General features: G+C 44.3%; 15 protein-coding genes and 1 tRNA gene. 8 read left to right on the top strand and 8 right to left on the bottom strand.

Annotated features, from left to right (window positions below):
- Positions 1 to 207, top strand: a 207-nt coding sequence (locus tag R8269_RS15420) for a YeaC family protein (RefSeq protein WP_318125756.1), incomplete at its 5' end; no start/stop codon positions are given.
- A 95-nt stretch (positions 208 to 302) separates the two neighbouring features.
- Here the strand turns inward: R8269_RS15420 and ansA are convergent.
- On the bottom strand, positions 303 to 1,316 hold the full coding sequence (gene ansA, locus R8269_RS15415; protein WP_017635822.1) for an asparaginase: 1,014 nt from the start codon (positions 1,314 to 1,316) through the stop codon (positions 303 to 305).
- Positions 1,317 to 1,480: 164 nt separating this feature from the next.
- Positions 1,481 to 3,331 (bottom strand): signal peptide peptidase SppA, encoded by a 1,851-nt coding sequence (sppA, locus tag R8269_RS15410; RefSeq protein ID WP_238970015.1) that lies wholly within the window; start codon positions 3,329 to 3,331, stop codon positions 1,481 to 1,483.
- Positions 3,332 to 3,555: 224 nt separating this feature from the next.
- Between sppA and R8269_RS15405 the strand changes: the two genes are divergently transcribed.
- Positions 3,556 to 5,568 (top strand): NADPH-dependent 2,4-dienoyl-CoA reductase, encoded by a 2,013-nt coding sequence (locus R8269_RS15405; protein WP_213899708.1) that lies wholly within the window; start codon positions 3,556 to 3,558, stop codon positions 5,566 to 5,568.
- Positions 5,569 to 5,628: 60 nt separating this feature from the next.
- Here R8269_RS15405 and R8269_RS15400 read toward each other — a convergent pair whose 3' ends face one another.
- On the bottom strand, positions 5,629 to 6,945 hold the full coding sequence (locus tag R8269_RS15400; protein WP_213899707.1) for an MFS transporter: 1,317 nt from the start codon (positions 6,943 to 6,945) through the stop codon (positions 5,629 to 5,631).
- A 173-nt stretch (positions 6,946 to 7,118) separates the two neighbouring features.
- Between R8269_RS15400 and R8269_RS15395 the strand changes: the two genes are divergently transcribed.
- Together R8269_RS15395 and R8269_RS15390 are read left to right on the top strand one after the other, a co-directional pair.
- Positions 7,119 to 7,667: an NAD(P)H nitroreductase gene (locus R8269_RS15395; RefSeq protein WP_206958128.1), complete on the top strand. Its 549-nt coding sequence runs from the start codon at positions 7,119 to 7,121 to the stop codon at positions 7,665 to 7,667.
- Positions 7,668 to 7,770: 103 nt separating this feature from the next.
- Positions 7,771 to 9,738 (top strand): DNA topoisomerase III, encoded by a 1,968-nt coding sequence (locus tag R8269_RS15390; RefSeq protein WP_005380714.1) that lies wholly within the window; start codon positions 7,771 to 7,773, stop codon positions 9,736 to 9,738.
- Positions 9,739 to 9,782: 44 nt separating this feature from the next.
- Here R8269_RS15390 and R8269_RS15385 read toward each other — a convergent pair whose 3' ends face one another.
- Both R8269_RS15385 and R8269_RS15380 read right to left on the bottom strand, forming a co-directional pair.
- On the bottom strand, positions 9,783 to 9,989 hold the full coding sequence (locus R8269_RS15385) for a hypothetical protein (protein ID WP_005380717.1): 207 nt from the start codon (positions 9,987 to 9,989) through the stop codon (positions 9,783 to 9,785).
- 183 nt (positions 9,990 to 10,172) lie between these two features.
- Positions 10,173 to 10,862, bottom strand: coding sequence for an SDR family oxidoreductase (locus R8269_RS15380; RefSeq protein ID WP_005384911.1), 690 nt, complete (start codon positions 10,860 to 10,862; stop codon positions 10,173 to 10,175).
- Between the two features lie 271 nt (positions 10,863 to 11,133).
- On the opposite strand from R8269_RS15380, the gene R8269_RS15375 reads away from it, so the two are divergent.
- A complete protein-coding gene (locus tag R8269_RS15375; RefSeq protein ID WP_017635827.1) occupies positions 11,134 to 12,057 on the top strand; it encodes a histone deacetylase in 924 nt (307 codons plus the stop codon).
- A gap of 194 nt (positions 12,058 to 12,251) precedes the next feature.
- Here the strand turns inward: R8269_RS15375 and R8269_RS15370 are convergent.
- The 3 genes from R8269_RS15370 to R8269_RS15360 all read right to left on the bottom strand — a co-directional run bounded on the left by R8269_RS15370 (position 12,252) and on the right by R8269_RS15360 (position 14,555).
- Positions 12,252 to 12,342 (bottom strand) — tRNA-Ser (locus R8269_RS15370).
- A gap of 154 nt (positions 12,343 to 12,496) precedes the next feature.
- The gene (locus R8269_RS15365; protein WP_005380721.1) at positions 12,497 to 14,305 is read right to left on the bottom strand and encodes a DUF3413 domain-containing protein; all 1,809 of its coding nucleotides are present in this window, start codon (positions 14,303 to 14,305) and stop codon (positions 12,497 to 12,499) included.
- 22 nt (positions 14,306 to 14,327) lie between these two features.
- Positions 14,328 to 14,555: a YejL family protein gene (locus R8269_RS15360; protein WP_005380722.1), complete on the bottom strand. Its 228-nt coding sequence runs from the start codon at positions 14,553 to 14,555 to the stop codon at positions 14,328 to 14,330.
- Positions 14,556 to 14,640: 85 nt separating this feature from the next.
- Between R8269_RS15360 and yejK the strand changes: the two genes are divergently transcribed.
- The 3 genes from yejK (at position 14,641) to R8269_RS15345 (ending at position 18,318) form a co-directional block, all read left to right on the top strand.
- Positions 14,641 to 15,639: a nucleoid-associated protein YejK gene (gene yejK, locus R8269_RS15355; RefSeq protein ID WP_005380723.1), complete on the top strand. Its 999-nt coding sequence runs from the start codon at positions 14,641 to 14,643 to the stop codon at positions 15,637 to 15,639.
- Positions 15,640 to 15,721: 82 nt separating this feature from the next.
- Positions 15,722 to 17,050: an Hpt domain-containing protein gene (locus R8269_RS15350; protein WP_054729707.1), complete on the top strand. Its 1,329-nt coding sequence runs from the start codon at positions 15,722 to 15,724 to the stop codon at positions 17,048 to 17,050.
- A 104-nt stretch (positions 17,051 to 17,154) separates the two neighbouring features.
- Positions 17,155 to 18,318, top strand: a complete 1,164-nt coding sequence (locus tag R8269_RS15345; protein ID WP_017821147.1) for a hypothetical protein — start codon at positions 17,155 to 17,157, stop codon at positions 18,316 to 18,318.
- Positions 18,319 to 18,328: the final 10 nt, after the last annotated feature.

Genomic DNA, 18,328 nt, shown 5'->3' with positions numbered 1-18,328 from the left:
TGGCCTGAGGGTACAACACTTTCTAAAGAGCAGCGAGATTCGTGTATGCAAGCTGTGATGTTGTATCAATCAAAACATAATACTGATGCGCAGCATATGACGGTTGCAGCCGGTGGTGAAATCAGTTTTAAATCAAAACAAGAGCTTAAAAAACAATTCAGCGGAGAAGAGAGCGATATTGTTCGTGTCAATCCGAACATTGATTAATCCTTACGCCTTATTTCTCAAAATTTTATTATTTTGATTTTGAAAGAAAAAAGCCCAAATTGTATTGGGCTTTTTAGATCGTAGAAAGCTTGAACTTACAGGCTCATTTCACCACGCAGTACTTGTTGCATTCTCTCTTTTACTTCTTCGTAAGAAAGGTTTTGGCTTAGAAGGTAGTGTAGTTTTGCCAGCGCCGCTTCGGGCGTCATGTCAAAGCCACTGATAACACCAGAGTCTGCGAGCGCACAACCTGTGGCATATCCGCCCATATTCACTTTACCTGCCAAACACTGAGTTAGGTTTACGACAATAACGCCGCGCTCAGAGGCTTCTTTCAGGTGACCAAGCAGCTCAGGGTTCTGAGGAGCATTACCGACACCAAAAGTCAGAAGAATCATCGCATTCACGGGCTGACGAAGCGTGTTGCGGATAACTTCGTGTGAAATACCAGGGTACATGGTGATCACACCGATTGGTTGTGGCGTGATGTTGTGAACCTTAAACTCACCTTCTGGTTGTGCACCAACGGTTACGCTGTTGCTAACTTGAATATTGATCCCAGCTTCCAATAGTGGAGGAAGGTTTGGTGAAGTAAAGGCATTAAAACCGTCAGCATGAGATTTTGTGCTGCGGTTACCACGCATCAATTGATTATTGAAGAACAAAGTTACTTCGTTGATCGGGTAGTTTGCCGCAATATGTAGCGCGTTTAATAGGTTTGCTTGGCCGTCAGAACGCAGCTCTGCGAGAGGGATTTGTGAACCCGTTACAATCACTGGCTTACCAAGGTTTTCAAGCATGAAAGACAATGCGGACGCTGTGTACGCCATGGTGTCAGTACCATGTAGGATAACGAAACCATCGTATTTGTCATAGTTGTCACGAATATCATTCGCAATCTGCTGCCAGTCAGCAGGTGTCATATCTGATGAGTCAATCAGAGGGTCGTATTCGTGGATGGTGTAATCCGGCATTTCAGGACGATGGAATTCGGGCATGCTTGCTAATTGCTTTTCCATAAAGCCAGCAACAGGCACATAGCCGTGGTCGGATTTTTGCATTCCGATGGTACCACCGGTGTAAGCGATGTAGATGTGTTTTCTAGTCATCGTTTTTTCTTTCGTGTAGGGGAACAGAGGCGGGGATTATATACCTAAATAACCTTGAGATGCGAGGCTATACGCACAGCATCAGAAAGTCATCTGAGGAGATGCAAAGCCTAATAAAAAGGGCACTTCAAGTAGAAGTGCCCTTTGTAATATTGATGGAAAAACTACTGCACTTGGCAGTTCAAACAAAATGCGTATTGACCTTTAGGATCGTTGAAGCTTTGGAGCAAGCTTGCGTCTTGTTCGAATTGTTGAGCTACGGGTTGAAGACTTTTTGGTAGCAAGCTTGTTGCATCAATACCTAGAGAGACTTTCACCTGTTTCATAAACTCTTGTAGAAATAGTTCAGTAGGTGAAAGAGGCTCTTCTACCCAGTAAATGCCGTAATCGGTTACGTTCGCTAGTTTCGCTGCTAGCTCTACAGCATCATCAAAGTCACCCATTTGATCGACAAGACCAAAGGATAGTGCATCTTGGCCAGTCCAAACTCGACCTTGAGCAACTTTGTCAACTTCCTCTAGAGACATATCGCGATTCTCGCCAACTAGAGAAATAAAGCGCTTGTAACCGTGTTCGATACCTAATTGGAACACTTGAGACGCGCCCTCAGAAAGGCCAGTGGTAATACCGTCACCTGAGAACGGCGATGTGCCAACGCCATCAGTGTTAATACCTAACTTGCTAAAGCCTTTTTCAAACGTGGTGATGACACTAAATATACCAATGGAGCCCGTCAGGGTTGTTGGCTGAGCAACGATTTTGTCTGCGCTCATTGAAATCCAATAACCACCAGAAGCAGCCAAACTCGACATGGATACAACAACCGGCTTACCTGCTTGCTTCAGAGCATCTACTTCGTTACGAATCACTTCAGAAGCAAAGGCACTGCCTCCTGGACTATCTACTCGTAACACGACCGCTTTCACTTTTTCATCATTGCGTGCTTGACGCAGCAAGCTTGCGACCGTGTCACCACCAACAGTTCCGCGAGGTTGTTGACCGTCCATAATCGCGCCACTTGCTAGAACAACGGCGATGTCGTGCTGAGGTAGTGTGTAATCGGGACGAATCGTTGCAAGGTAGTCGTAGTAACCAATCGCGTTGTAGCTGTCTTTGCCGTCACTACCAAACTGTTTTGCAAATAGAGTGCGAATGTCTTGGCGTGTCGCAAGTTCATCCACTAGCCCCAGTTTGACTGCGAGCTGAGCAATATCTCCATTTACAGACTTCATCTCGTTAATCAGCTCATCCATGGTTGGATTAAGCACTTTCGCATCAATGTTTCGGTTTGTTGTTACGTCATCAACAAAAGCACTCCATAATTGAGTAACCCAACGTGTTGCTGACTCTTTCGCCGCATCGGACATGTCATCACGAATAAACGGTTCGATAGCGGATTTATAAGTACCTACGCGAAAAACATGAGTAGAAACGTCAAGCTTTTCAAGTAACGTTTTGTAGTACATTGAGTAAGCGCTGTAACCTTTAATCAATACACCACCATCAGGTGCCAGATAAACTTTATCGGCGTAACTTGCCAAGTAATATTGGCTTTGGTTGTAGAAATCACCTACGGCGTAAACGGGTTTGCCTGACGCTTTAAATTCGTTCAACGCTTTCGCGATGTAACGTAGTTTCGTGAGATTTGTTTCTGGCATGTCTCGCAGTGCTAGCACTAATCCAGACACTTTAGGATCGTCTTTCGCGTAGCGAATAGTATCAACGATATCGAAAAGGACGTTTTCTTTCGGTAGCTCATTACCCAAAAGGGAACCAGCAAAAGAGTCCATTGGGTTTACATAACGTCTTTGTTCGACAATTGGGCCTGAAAGGTTCATCACCAATGCCGATTCTTTTTCGACGACAGGTTGACCGTCTCCGGTATAAGTAAAGGCAAAGTAGAAAACGGCAATCATCAGCAAGAAAATTAGGTTTGCCAGTGCGAGTCTGATGAAAGTGATACTTTTCCATATCCCTTTAAATATCAAACCAATAAATTTGAAGAGTTTTTTCATCTTGTCTCCATAACGAGATAGTTACGCCGAGTCTAACAAAGTATGGGTTCTTATCTCTAAGATCTCAAAAGATAACATTTTTTTAGCTTATCACGACCACTCAACAATTGGCATATTTTCACACGAGATTGATCGGTGTTACAAAAATGTAAACGCTTGTTTGATTTTTTGGTTGAGCAGGCTTAATCTGGTCAGACCATGATAATAACAATGGATGTTAAGTGATGTCTGCCATGTACCCAAACCTATTAAAGCCACTGGACCTCGGTTTCACACAATTACGAAACCGAGTTCTGATGGGATCAATGCACACGGGCTTAGAAGAGCACAAAGAAGGATTACAGAAGCTCGCGGCTTTTTATGAAGAACGCGCGAAAGGCGGTGTCGGACTGATTGTAACCGGAGGTTTTTCTCCTAACTTACGCGGTCGTTTACACCCGTTGAGTGCTGAATTCAGCAAGCCAAAACATGCTAAAGCCCATAAAGTTGTGACAGAAGCGGTGCACAAGCACGGTGGTAAAATTGCGTTGCAAATTCTCCATGCTGGGCGTTATGCAATGCATCCATTCTCGCAAAGTGCATCTGGCATTAAAGCGCCAATTGCAAAGTTTGCTCCGAGTGAAATGAGCGACCGCCAGATAAAGAAAACCATCGACGCGTTTGCTAATAGTGCGGAGTTAGCACAGCTTGCTGGTTATGATGGCGTCGAGTTAATGGGCTCGGAAGGTTACTTGATAAACCAATTCTTATGTAAACGTACTAATATGCGTTACGACGAATGGGGTGGCAGCTATAAAAAACGTATGCGTTTTCCGCTAGAAATTGTTAAAGCGGTACGCAAGGCGGTAGGTGACAAGTTCATCATCATCTTCCGTCTTTCTATGCTGGATCTTGTCGAGCAGGGCAGCACTTTTGAAGACGTTATCGAATTGGCGAAAGCACTTGAAGAGGCTGGCGTCACGATTATTAATACGGGTATCGGTTGGCATGAGGCTCGAATTCCGACCATTGCGACTCAAGTACCACGCGGTGCGTTTACATGGGTTACGGAAAAAGTTAAACCTCACGTTTCGGTTCCTATTATCACTTGCAACCGTATAAATACGCCAGATGAAGCAGAACGCATTTTATCTTCCGGTCATGCCGACATGGTTTCGATGGCGCGCCCATTCTTGGCCGATCCTTACTTTGTTGCTAAAGCCGAACAGGAAAAAGCGCAGCTTATTAATACGTGTATTGGTTGTAATCAGGCGTGTCTAGATAACGTGTTTAAAGGTAAACGCGCCAGTTGCTTAGTGAACCCTCTAGCGTGCTATGAAACCGAAATTGTTGTTGAGCCAGCCTTTAAAAAGAAAAACATTGCAGTTGTTGGTGCTGGACCTGCGGGCTTGGCTTGTGCGACCACACTGGCTGAACGTGGCCATAAGGTTGATTTGTTCGAAAAGAACGACCGCATCGGTGGTCAGTTCCGTCTTGCGATGCAGATCCCTGGTAAGGAAGAGTTTCGGGAGACGATACGATATTTCGCTAACCGTATTGATGAAACAGGCGTGAATCTGCACTTATCGACGGAAGCGAACTATGACTTACTCACAGAATACGATGAGATAGTGATGGCATCGGGTGTTGAGCCACGTAAAGTCAATATTGATGGAATTGATAACCCAGAGAAAGTCGTCGACTATCAAACTCTCATTCGAGACAAAACGCCAGTCGGTGAGAAAGTGGCTATCGTTGGTGCTGGTGGCATTGGCGTAGATGTCGCGACCATGCTCACAGAGCCAGTTGGACAAACGTTGGATGACTGGTTGCATGAATGGGGAATCGACAAGGAGATGTCTCAGCCGGGTGGTTTATATCCTTACCCTGATGCGGTCAGCGATAAAGAAGTCTGGGTACTTCAGCGTCGTAAAGGTCGTGTAGGTAAAGGTCCGGGTAAAACGACAGGTTGGATCCATAAACGTACCCTTGAAAAACGGGGCGTACATTTAGTCGGTGGTGTGTCTTACGATAAAATTGATGATCAAGGTTTGCACATTCATGTAGACGGAAGCGCGCAGGTACTTAATGCAGACAAAGTTATCATTTGTGCTGGGCAAGAGTCTGTATGTCCGTTTGAAGATAAATGGTCTGAACTTGGAGATAAGATTCATATCATTGGCGGAGCTGACCATGCGGGTGAACTTGATGCTGTGCGTGCGATTCGTCAAGGTGTTAAATTGGCGGTAAAACTCTAGCCTTTTAATGTGTGTTTACCATGAAAGCTGCGCTTTGAGCGCAGCTTTTTTTGTATAGAACTAGTCACTGATATCTGGCAGTTGTTTGGCCATTACTACGCCAGCAAGAGTAATAAAAGAGAACACTAACACCACTGCTGAAAGGCTCAAAAAGTTCGACATAACACCAAGAGAACTCATTAGAAGCAGCATTATTCCAACCACCGTGTTACTCACGGCTACATAGCTTGTCCGCTTGTCACCTTCTGCGATATCAACTAAGTAGGTTTTTCGTCCGACTCGTATTCCGTCGTGGGCAATACACACACAAAAGTAGAGCAGAGGAATCACGAATAGGAAGCTTTGGCTAGCGGTGACCCACGTATCGTAAACAAATAAAACAACGCCAAGTAGCGCGCTCATCATTGCGCCGATGACCATCACACTGCGGCTAGAGCGATCGGACATTCTTCCCCAGAAAGGACCTGACACAAAGGAGGCTAAGCCACTCGCAAACATAAAGAGAGCTAGCACCCAGAGCTGTCCACCCAGAGATTGCTGTGCCAGCACAACGTAGTACGGTGCACTCAGCGCAGAACATAAAAATAGTGTCCGCGTGATAACGAATCGACGAAAGGTCACGTCTGTCTTAAGTAACGCGAGTTGTTTAAATGCTTCGAGGACGCCATTTCGACCACCGTCTACCTCACCGGCATACTCATTAATTCGCGCATAGACGAATGCCGCGATGAGCCATATGACGCCTGCTAAGCCTAAACTCAGACCGTAAAAGCGCTCTGTCGGCTCTACGTCCCATAACCAGGCTAGTGCCAGAAGGCTCGCGAAAAGCAGCGTAACCAGGCCAGCAGCGCTTGAAGACCAGCCGTTGACTTGACCTCGTTGGTTTTTAGGGATGGTTTTGCCCAATACATCTTTTGATGCGACGGAATTTAAACCGCGTGAGAGGCTGAAGATCACAAGGCATGCAATCACACCATAACCCGCAGCTGCTCCTGTTAGAGTTAATGCGACCAATCCGATTGCAAATATGGAAAGAGCCTGCAAGATACTGCCAATTACCCAGACCCATTTTCTTACTGGAATGCGTCGGATGTAGTGCGCGATGCTAAGTTGTGGGATAAGGGATCCTGACTCACGAATAGGAACCAGCCAACCAATTAAGTAAACCGGAGCCCCGAGACTTTGTAGTATCCACGGCAACGTGACTTTAGGATTGATTAACGCATCGCCGACTTTCGTTAAAAACTGAGCGAGAATGATTTTAAGAAAGTTGCCGGGAACTTGATGACAAGCTGATTCAGGAATCGCCTTACAGGCACGGGCATCTTCGTCATTAACGATCTTTTCGTAAATGCTGTTTTGTTTGTCCTTGTTCATCAACCTGCCTATGTTCAACTTATTCATTTCGCGAATAAATTAACATTAAACCCAGATTGATGTTAAGTGAAGCACGTTATCAAGCCCACAGAAAACCGGTTGTTATTCGCAGGAGCAGATTGTGCTAAAGTGGCGTAAACAAAATAACAACGATATTCAATAAGGATTCTTTCATGGACGCTCTCGATCTTTTGCTCAATCGCCGATCTATCGCGAAGTTATCCGCGCCTGCTCCAGAAGGTAAAGCACTTGAGAACATCATTCGTGCTGGCCTTCGTGCGCCTGACCATGCGGGATTAACCCCTTGGCGTTTCGTTATCGCACAGGGCGATGGTTTGAAAAAACTGTCAGATATATTGGTAAAAGCGGCAGAAGCTGAAAATAGTGATGAAGCGGTGGTCGAAAAGGTAAAGAATGCCCCATTTCGCGCACCAATGGTGATCACTGTTATTGCTAAAGTAACAGAACATGAGAAAGTACCAGCACTAGAGCAACACTTATCTGCGGGATGCGCTGTACAAGCGATGCAAATGTCAGCCGTAGCGCAAGGCTTTCAAGGGTTTTGGCGCTCAGGTAAGTGGATGTTCCATCCAGAAGTTCATCAAGCATTTGGTTTAGAAGGTGACGATGAGATTGTTGGTTTCTTGTACTTAGGCACGCCTGGTTGTACACCGATGAAAGTTCCTGAGCGTGACCTTTCTCAGTTTGTTGAATTTCTATAACTGAAAACTTAAATAAACTGACTGTTTATTTATACAGTTTTTCTTGATTTATTAGGGCTACATTCGATAATGTGGCCCTAATTATATTTATTTCCAAAACGTTATGTCTCGTCTGTTTATTGCTGAAAAACCAAGTTTAGGCCGTGCGATTGCCGCTGCACTGCCAAACCCTCAAAAGAAAGATCAAGGATTCATCCGCTGTGGGAACGGGGATATCGTTACTTGGTGTATCGGCCACTTGCTCGAACAAGTCGAACCCGACGCTTACGATGAGCGTTACAAAAAGTGGAATATGGCAGATTTACCAATTGTTCCGCAGCAATGGCAGCTCAGACCGAGGAAAAGTGCAAGTAAGCAATTAACAGTGATTCGTAAATTGCTCAAAGAAGCTAACGAAGTCATTCATGCAGGAGACCCAGACCGAGAGGGTCAGCTGTTAGTTGATGAAGTTCTGGACTATTGCAAGTTATCTAAAACCAAGAAGGAATCCACACAGCGTTTGCTGATTTCCGACTTGAACTTACCTGCGGTTAAACGCGCACTCAGTTCTATGCGCAGTAATCGCGAGTTTATCCCACTTTCAGTTTCTGCATTGGCCCGCTCTCGGGCTGATTGGCTGTATGGTATGAACATGTCTCGTGCTTATACCTTGCTTGGTCAAAAAGCAGGGTATCAAGGTGTTCTCTCGGTAGGGCGAGTGCAAACGCCAGTTCTTGGCTTAGTGGTGCGTCGTGATGAAGAAATCGAAAACTTTGTCCCGAAGGACTATTTTACCCTACATGCTCTGATCCCATATCAAGATGCCAATGGTACTTTTGATATTCGTGCTCGTTGGAAGCCAAGTGAGGCATGCAAGCCTTGGCAGGACGAAGAAGGTCGAGTGTTAAACCGTAAGTTGGTGGAAAATGTTGCAAACCGTATCGCAAGTCAACCTGCAAAAGTGACGGAGTCGGAACAAAAGCAAACCAAGCAATCAGCACCATTACCTTATTCGTTATCTGCTTTACAGATCGATGCCGCGAAGCGCTATGGTATGAGTGCGCAACAAGTACTAGATACTTGTCAGGCATTGTATGAAAAGCACAAGCTGATCACTTACCCGCGTTCAGATTGTCGCTATTTACCGATGGAACACTACTCACAAGCAGGGACGGTGACAACTGCTATTGCGAATAACGCAAAAGAGTTGCAAGTTGCCGTTCAGGGAGCAGACTTAACATTAAAGTCCAAAGCCTGGAACGATAAAAAAGTGGATGCTCACCATGCGATTATCCCTACACCGAAGCAAGCTAATGTGAATGCGCTTTCCGGCAATGAGATGAAAGTGTATCAATTGATTGCGCGCCAGTACCTCATGCAGTTCTATCCGGCGGCGGTTTACGCAGAAGCGAAATTGGTTTTCGATATCGCTGGTGGTACGTTTGTCGCGAAAGGTCGTCAGTTAGTTTCGCCGGGTTGGAAAGCGCTAATGGGCAAAACTGACAAGGAAGATGAAGGTATTGATGCCGTGCCACCGCTACCCGAAGGCACCGTGTTAACTTGTCGTGAAGGGGAAATAAAAGACCGAAAAACCGAGCCACCAAAGCATTTTACCGAGGCATCGCTGTTGCAAGCGATGACCGGGATCGCCCGTTACGTTGCGGATAAAGAACTGAAAAAAATCCTTCGTGACACTGATGGGCTAGGCACGGAAGCGACTCGCGCTGGTATTTTGGACACGCTGTTCAAACGCCAACTGCTTACGCGTCAAGGTAAGTCAATTCTCAGTTCTCCTGCTGGAAGAGGTCTCATTCATGCCTTGCCAGAAGATTCAACATACCCTGATATGACGGCTCATTGGGAGCACCAGTTACAAGGTATGGCAGAGAGAAATCAAGCATATCAGCCGTTCATGCAAGCACTGGAACAACGCATTGATAGCTTGATGGCACAAGTAAAAGCAGGGCCTATCCCTGATTCATTACGTCATCTACCCAAGGTGGAACGTCCTGCGTTTAAACGTAAAAAGCGCAGTTATTCAAAGAATGGTGGCGCGACTAAATCTCGTGCAACCAAAGGTAAGCAGGCATAGGACAAGCGCGGCGTAATTAAACTCCGCGCATGCTTGAAAATAGATTACTCGAACAGATCACCGTGGTTTTGGATCGCGCCTCTTACTTCACCTTGAGTTAACACGCGTTTGTCCAGTACCTCTTTCACCTGGTTGCCCAAGTCAACTAATGTATCTCGATTCGCTTGAGTTTGGCGTTTACCAGCACTTCTCAAGCAGTAATTTAGTTCGTGCTCTTCGCTAAAATTAACCAAATCCCTATCTGCTGCCATCGTGCTTTCTCCTTATTTGTTCTACTTTTTCCTAAGTCTGGATTGGATGTAGATAAATTCAAGTTAGATTGCATGAATTATGCTGGTGGATCACTGATGAACATTATGTTTGCCAACCAAGTCACGATTATGAAGCCTGGCTTTGATGGTATTTGGTTTAGTGATGGTTGTGTCTTAATGCTGCTACCAAGGTAACTCAGTACCATCGTAGTTAATAAATCGACCTGAAAGCTGCGGTGTGCTCAGCTCTATCACGTTCGCTAGGCCTTGCGCGGAGGTTTGCGTATCTATCAAAGCATTTGGCCCGCCCATCGCCGTTTTTACCCAACCAGGGTGAAGCGCTAAAACGGTAAATCCTTCAGGTGTTAAATCATTACTTAAGCTTTTCACAACCGAGTTAAGCGCCGCTTTCGATGAGCGATAAATATAGCCGCCGCCGGACGTATTTTCGGTCATACTGCCGACTTTTGATGAGATACAAGCAATCTTTTTCATCTTGCCTTGTTGTAAGCGAGGGTAACAGTACTCAACCAGTTTTAACGGAGCAATGGTGTTTACTTCGAAGACTTTACGCCATGCTTCTACGTCAGTATTTCCAAAGCCATATCCCTTGGGGCCGTAATATCCTGCATTATTGATGAGTAAGTCGATGGCAGGGAGTTTATCGGCAAGCTTAGCGACTTGTTCGTAGTGCGTGACATCCAGTTCGTGCAAAACTAGATTGCTGAATTGTGAGGCTAGAGTTTGTAGTTCTGAACTGTTCTCTAAGGAACGGCTAGTAGCATGTACTTGGTGGCCTTGCTTCAGGTACAGCTCAGTTAAGCTAAGGCCAATGCCGCGATTTGCTCCGGTAATAAAGACGGTTTGACTCATACAAACACCTATGTTTTTTTGATTTCAGTTGAAAGTCATTGTGTTAGTTAAGCACAATAAAATCAACCAACCACCACGCACCAACAACAAGAGATGAAAATAGGGACAGGGCACAAAGAGAGCCAAACAGTGCGCCGAGAATAGCAAAGAAAGTAGAATTCATATGTATATTAAATTTAATTGATATTGAAAATCATTATCAATTAAATTGCGTTTTATTCAACCCTTTAAGTTGATACTATTTCGTTACCATTGTTATTAAGAATTTCTCATGCTGCCATTTATCTACCACCCGATTTATTCTCAACTTGAGTTGCCAGAGGGGCATCGTTACCCAATTATGAAATACCAGTACCTCTATGAATCGGTATTGGTGCATATAGAGAAAGATAACTGGAAAGAGCACACGCAGTTTTTCCAGCCCGAAGCATTAACTGTTGGGGAAGTAAAACGTGTTCATGACGAGGAATACGTCGAGTTACTTGTTAGTGGAAACATGCCAGCTGCGAAGATGCGCCGAATAGGTTTTCCTTGGAGTGAGTCTCTCATTACCAGAACGCTAACGTCAGCAGCGGGCACGGCTCTGACCGCAAAAAAGGCACTTGAGTACGGTGTGGCCATTCATTTGAGTGGTGGGTATCACCACGCACACAAAGAGTTTGGCAGTGGTTTTTGTTTATTTAATGACTTAGTGATCGCGGCCAGGCAAGCGCTCGAAGTCGAGCATGTCGATAAAGTATTGATCATTGATAGTGATGTTCACCATGGGGATGGAACAGCAACTTTATGTGACGATGAGCCAGATATCATCACGCTTTCTTTCCACTGTGATAAAAACTTCCCAGCGAGGAAGCCTCAGTCTGATCTCGATGTGCCTTTGGTGCGAGGAACAGGTGATGAGGACTTTTTAATGGCGTTTAAAGAAGTGGTCGATATGGCACTTAATCTTCATCGCCCTGATTTAGTTATCTACGATGCTGGTGTCGATATACATCAAGACGATGAGCTTGGATATTTTGATGTGTCGACGCAAGGGATCTTAGAACGTGATAGATTTTTAATGCAAACAGTGAAATCTCGAGGTATCCCTGTCGCAGCTGTCGTTGGAGGTGGATATCGAACGAATCATGCTGACCTCGTCCCAATCCATTTGCAGCTTATCAATGCCGCTAAAGAAGTCTTTATTGATGAGTAGATACAACTAGACGTAAATATCAAATTGATTCAACACTGGAACGAACGAAAAGGGCATTAATTTTTTGTGGGTTCTTTCTGAGTGTGGCGGAGTGCTTAGTTGCGTTCAAGAAGTGATAAGTGATTTGTACAAATCTTTTTAAGTCTGGAGATGCGAAAAAGCCCGCTAATTTCTTAGCGGGCTTTTTCTAAATGTGGCGGAGAGATAGGGATTTGAACCCTAGATACGCTATTAACGTATGCCGGTTTTCAAGACCGGTGCTTTCAACCACTCAGCCATCTCTCCGTTGTTGAGGCGCATAATATAAGGCTTTGAAAATGTTGTAAACCCCTAGTTGAACTGATTGGATGTTTACTGCGCAAATTTGTGGTTTGTGTTGTTGAAATAAACAAAAACTCCCCAAAAAGGGGAGTTTGAATAGCATATGGATTGCTAGGTATTAATCGTTTTTAGAATAAAAACGCTGTAACTCAGTTAAACCTTGCATCAAAACTGGCAACTTCGGTGCATCATCTCGAAGTCGTTTGTAGTTTTTGTCATACAGCTTGTAGTTGCCAAACTTATCGATCACTGTGGTTTGTGAGCTAGTAATTAAGGCAAGCTCGCGAGTATCGCCCGCCAAGATCCAGCGACGACGACTTTCATCGAATAGGTTGCGACCACTACTGTAATCATATGGGTTGGAAGATACGCCGAGCATATCTTGCAACAGTGTAACTGAGAGGTCCAAGTGACTTGTGCTGTGATTAAATTCGCCAGCCAGCATTCCAGGCCAATGGATCACCATCGGAACTTGTAATTGATAACGGCTGTAGTTGCTGTTTGCTCCCCAGCTGTTCGTATTGGTTTCGTTAAATTCACTACCGTGATTAGAAGTGATGATTACGATGGTGTTTGTCAGTTGTCCCGTCGTTTCCAGTTCATCAATAATACCGGCGATAGTTCTATCCGCCGACTTCACTGCATATTCATAAGCTTTTTTGAATCGCTCACTTGCAGGCATTTCTTCGTCATTATTTGAAGGAATCGATTCAAAATTATCAACGGTGGTGACTTCGATGTAACTAAACCATGGCTGACTTGCTTTCTCTGCTAACCATGTATTCCAGTTTGCGATAGATTGTTTATCGGTATGAGCTTGCGTGCCATCTAGGTCTTCCGCTAAGTTCAAGTCGCGGAAAATAATTTCTGAGTAGAGATCATCTTCAAACCCACTGCCACTGAATAAACCAAAGTTGTAGCCCTGATCTTTCAGTACATCGAGCAATACTGGGGAAGCACCTTGCGCCTTGATGCTTGATGCATAACTGGTCGGTAAGCCATAGAACAAACCAAAGGCCCCGTATGTATCATTACTTGAGCTGTAATGATTACGGAAGTTCTGATTGTTTTCAGCAAACTCATAGAGGTTAGGCATCTCTTCTTGGTTCAGCGCATCCGCTCGTAAATTGTTTATGCTGATCATCAACACATTGAGCTTATTAACTCGGCGGTTAAACTCAAGCTTTTCAAGAGGGTAGTTGACTAACTCTACGTTGCCTTCGTTTTCTGCCAAACGTTTTAGGTATTCCTCACGGTCAAGTAGACCATGTTTTTCCATAAAACTCTTCGCCGTCATCGGGTAAGACAAAGGGAAGTTTGAACGCTGGCTAGTAATTGGGTTGTAAAAATACGCATCTGCCCAAATGTAAACCAAATGGCTGGTCATAAAGCTGAGGAAAAAGACGGCCGCGAGAGGGCGTCCTACGTGCTTATGAGATAGTTTGCGCTGTTTTCGCCATACCCATTCGGATAGTGCGAGTTGAATAAGGAAGATCAGCGGCATCACAACAAATAAATGTTGTAGGTCAGTGCTGAGCGCACTTTTGTCTTCGCTGAATAGTAACTCCCAGACAACGGGAGTTAAGTGCAAATTGATCGACTGATACGCTTGGGTATCAATTAATAATATGGTTTGCCCAACGGTTGCGAAAATCACTGCCACCAAACGGAACAACTTCCGCGATGGCAGGATAAACGTCAACGGGAATAGAACAAGCAAGTAAAGTGCGAAAACTAGAAAGCCAAAGTGACCAACCCAAGAAACCGCCAGATAAAACTGACCAAGTAACGTCTCGGGCCAAGGAGACTGAACAATGTAGCGTGTGCCTATCAACATCGACGCAACGATATTGAAGAATGCAAACCAGTGACCCCAACCAACTAGTCGAGATACACGTTCGCCGTATGAGTTTCCGCTGTCTACCATGTATGTGTTCTATTGTCCGTGATTAGTGTGTTTTTGGTGTTTCTAAAGAAGACATCAGCGCCTGAGCAAATTTTTCAGCAATCGCTTTGCGTTGTGAAGCAGCAACACGTTGATTTAAGACATTGGTTGCGATATTTCCGGCAATCATTAGCGTCAACTCAGGAGAAGCAGCGTGTTTTTCAAGAACTGTTGCTACTTCAGCAAGAATTTTTTCTACTTGCTCGTCAGTATATTTAGATGTAATCGGCATAAAGACTCTAATAATGATAGTAAAAGCGGCTTATGATAACCTACAATGCCCATCAACTAAAACCTTGTAGCAAGATAAAATCACTATGAGTCTTCATCTTTCAAACGTTATTCTGCATCAACTGTGCAAAAACGATCAGGACGAGCTGGTTGTAAACTTTCGTCCAGCATCATTAGAGAACGATGCATCTACAGAAAACTTAGTCGCTGAGCTTCACCGAGTATTCCATTCTAAAGCTGGTAAAGGTTTTGGCGCTTTCCAGTCAGACAGCGAATTTCAATTTTGGCTTCAAGAAATGCGCAAAGGAGAGCGAGATTTTTACGACTTCTCACAAATTAGTGCAAATCGCTTGAAAGAAGAGTTGATTAAGTACCCATTTGCGGATGAAGGTATCTTGGTTTTCGCTGAGTATCAGAGTTTAGCAACGGACTACTTGTTCATCGGTATCTTACCAATGAATCAGAGTTTAAAAGTGACCGAAGGTTTGGACATCAGTGCGACAGATTACCTTGATATCACCAAAATGGATATTGCCGCACGCATCGACCTGTCGAGCTACGAGACCGACAAGGAATCCAATCGTTATCTGCAATACATTAAAGGACGCGTTGGCCGTAAAGTGGCGGACTTCTTCCTAGATTTTCTGCAAGCGGATATTGGCTTAGATACTAAACAACAAAACTTAGTGTTGATGCAGGCGGTGGATGATTTTTGTGCTGACTCGAAGCTAGAAAAGCAAGAAGTGAACGAGTACAAGAAACAAGTTTACGACTACTGCAATGAGCAAATTAAATCCGGTGATGAGGTTCAAATCTCAGAGCTTTCCGGAGAGCTTCCTCAAAGCCAAGATGGCACGAGCTTTATGGATTTCACCAAAGAGCAAGGGTACGAGCTTGAAGAGTCTTTCCCAGGTGATCGTGCGACGGTTCGCAAACTGACTAAATTTGTTGGAGCTGGTGGTGGTTTGAATATTAGCTTCGATAGTCTCTTACTTGGCGAGCGTATTTTTTATGATCCAGAGACGGATACCTTAACGATTAAAGGGACGCCTCCAAATCTAAAAGATCAGTTAAGTCGCAATTAAAATCATATCGTTAAATAAAGAGAGCAAACGGCTCTCTTTTTTTATGTGAATAAGAAACATCCATAGTATATGCTTGTAATTAATGGAGATATGCGAGGGGCAAGTGTTGCTGAAGCTAAAAGAAGGAATACGGCGGTTTGTTTGGTTCTGGTTCGTTTTGTGGTGTGTTTTAGCACTTGGCATTTGGCTGCAAGCCAAACAAACGATTCAAACGATTTCGACTGTAAATGAGTTAGGAAGTAAAGTTGAAGAAGTCAGGCACTTTTTTAACTTCGATCTGCCTTACCGTGTTAAACACGTCGACCAAATTTCACTGAAACTTCAGTTGGCTTATGCAGTTCGCTTACAGCTTGAAAGTGAGTTTTCTGAAGGGAAAATCACACCAGACATCACTCAATTACTTTATACGACCGACCGATTTTTAGAAAGTGCTCGAGCTTTTGTAAGAAGTGACAGTGAATTGGTTTCGTTAGCAGAACAGTTACGAAGCAGCCGTGCTCGAACAGAAAACTCTGAGCAAATTCAGGCAATGTACTATCGCTTAGGTGCGCTTGTTTTTGAGTCTGTCTTTAGTGACTCTGCAACGAATAGCGATACTTACCGTGACTTAGACCGACTTTTTATTGAATCAGAGACGCTCTCTCCCGAAGAGCGAAGCGCTCTTCAGCGCCAGCTTGCTCAAACCTCAAGCGCACTATCTGCTCAGGCACAGGGCAGTTATTTATCTAATCAACTGCTTAATCCAGATTTCCCGAACCAGTTAACTTCGATAAATGAGCAGTTGGAACAGAAGCTAATGACTTTTATTGTTTGGCTGTCTGTAATCAGTGGTTTGCTCCTTTTCCTCATTTCATGGGGAGCCTTCTCCCCAAAAACGATTCAACCGATACCACTACCCAGAACCGATGATAAAAAGTCAGAGCAAGTTGGCGATGATGAAAATGGAGCTAACACTGTTCCCTCAGCTCAGTCAGAAAATTTTCAAAACGTCCAAATGAACGAAAAAAGTTGTAATGAGGTGAATTCATCACAAGTGGAAGTAGTGGAACGTGAGCCGTACATAGATATCAATAAAATGTTAGATTCTCTGTCTGGTGACGAGGGCGCTGTGCGGATGTTACTGGAGGTCTTTATTCAGGACCACTCTGGCGATGGCACTAAAATGTATCAGCTGTTAGAAGAGGATAAAGAGCAAGCGCAAAGAGCCGCACACAGTCTTAAAGGGGTCTCAGGGAGTTTAGGTGCAATGCCATTGCACTGTATTTCGGGTGATATTGAACTGTTGATTAAACAAGGGCAAAAAGTGCCGGAAGAGAAGTTGGCATGTTTAGATGATGTCCTAAAACAAACCATACTTTTTGCTAATAATGCTCTCAATAGTGAAAAGATAACAGAAGCGCTAACAGATTGATATTGCTCTGACTTAATGTCATAAGAGTTGAGGTAATAAAGGCTCGAACTATATGACTTAGTTCGCTTTATTCCTGTTCTATACAATTTGTTAAAGGTGTTTTCATGTCCGTTCGCCGAATGTCTTCAATGATGTTGATAGGGCTGGTTATGATGCTTTCAGGGTGCTCCCTGCTCGAAGTCAAGATCGAGAGTCAAACCGTCCCTCTTACCAAACAAGAGCTCAATATGCGTCTTTTGACTCGTGAGTATGCGCAGCAGTTTTTTGCTCAGGTTGAGCAAGCAGCAGATGCACTACACGAACAATATGAGCCTCATGATAAAGTTCATCAATCTTATATTTTACTTTGGAAGATAAATGCTGAAGAAGGCATCCAAGCTTCTGCATACCAAGTGTCCCCAATGGCTGCACTGATTGATACATGGACTTTCACGCTACAAATGGAACAGTTTTTTATTACCGCTTCTGGTAATGAGCTCTTTGCGTCTGATGAGGCCAAGTTAGTTTCCGTTTATTTAGCGAAAGAGGTAGATAAACTGGCTCAATCTTTATTGAAGAAAGAAGCATACATCAAGACAAAAACGTTTGTTGCAGAGTTCGCCAAGCAGCATCCATTCGCTGATTTAAGCATGATTAGGACTCCGGCTTACCGTAGGTGGTTAGATGCAAACCAAATTAGCGAAGAGGAAGCCGTTACAACGCTAGGCACGATGCCAGAAGCACTCGGGGATGTCTCTGATCGTCTAAGTCTGGTATCAGAGCAGACACCAAAAATTATGACGTGGAAAGCGCAGTTGTTGGCCTTGAATAGCTCTGCCAGTATCGAAAAAGTCAATGCGGCGCTCAATAGTTTGCAAGTTACCGCTGATTCGATGAGGGATTTTATCGATAACAACCCAGAGTACATGCGCTATTTGGCAGAACAAATGGCGCTGGAGTTACAACCTTTGGTTGACGATATCGATCAAAGGACGGAGGCGCGTTTATCTCAGTTGGGTGAAGAACGCCAAGCTATAGAGCTGATGGTTGCCAGAGAGCGCCAAGAAATCGCACAGATCATTACCCATGAGCGCGAGAAGTTTGCTCAAGATATGGATCGAGTGTCGCAAGAGGTTGTGAATCTCGCCATGACTAAGCTGATTGAACTTGTCAAAAGTACCATCATCTACTTTATTCTGTTCATTGCCGTTATATTCTTTGCACCGCTTGGCTTGGGCTATTGGTTTGGGAAGCGTGCAGCCGTGAAAACGCCAGTCAAACAAAGCTAACGATTTGTTT

Source organism: Vibrio sp. Vb0667, assembly GCF_033391095.1.
Note: the sequence above shows the minus strand (reverse complement) of the source record. Positions and strands in the feature narration are given on the sequence as shown.